The following is a 533-nucleotide window of genomic DNA, read 5'->3' as shown; positions in this document are numbered from 1 at the left end:
GGCACGGGCAGGTCGGGATTCAGCGGCGGTTTCTCGGTCTCGTCAGCGTTGAAGATCAGCAGAACCGTCGCGCCCACGCGGTAGAACACATGACGGTCGGTGACCCGCTGGATTTTTTCCAGCGCCAGAACCTCACCATAGAAGTGTTCGGCCGCGTCGAGGTCTTCGACGTACAAAGCCGCCTCAAGGATGCCCAGCGGGGTGGGGATATCCGACGTGATTTTCATGGCCTAAGCCTATCACAATGGGCGGTTTTTGTCACCGACGGGGTCGGCGGTCGCGTTTGCGTTGCGGGGCCGCGTTGATCGCGGGTTCGGGCAGGCTGTCCCATTGGCCGGGATCCAGCCCGTCCAGCGTCCAGTCGCCAATGCGGGCGCGGATCAGGCGCAGGGTCGGGTGGCCCACAGCCGCCGTCATGCGCCGAACCTGCCGGTTCTTGCCTTCGCGCAGGGTTAGCTCGATCCAGCAATCGGGCACTGTCTGACGTTCGCGGATCGGAGGGGTGCGCGGCCACAACCCATCGGGTTCATCCA

At 64.2% G+C, this 533-nt stretch carries 2 protein-coding genes; both read right to left on the bottom strand.

Going from position 1 to position 533, the window contains the following annotated elements; translation table 11 throughout:
• The coding region (locus ACR0C6_RS22210) for a VOC family protein (RefSeq protein ID WP_480621369.1) at positions 1–227 on the bottom strand (227 nt) is incomplete at its 3' end.
• Positions 228–258: 31 nt separating this feature from the next.
• Positions 259–533, bottom strand: a 275-nt coding sequence (locus tag ACR0C6_RS22205) for a pseudouridine synthase family protein (protein WP_480621368.1), incomplete at its 5' end; no start/stop codon positions are given.

The organism is Ruegeria sp. AL12 (genome assembly GCF_056540885.1).
Note: the sequence above shows the minus strand (reverse complement) of the source record. Positions and strands in the feature narration are given on the sequence as shown.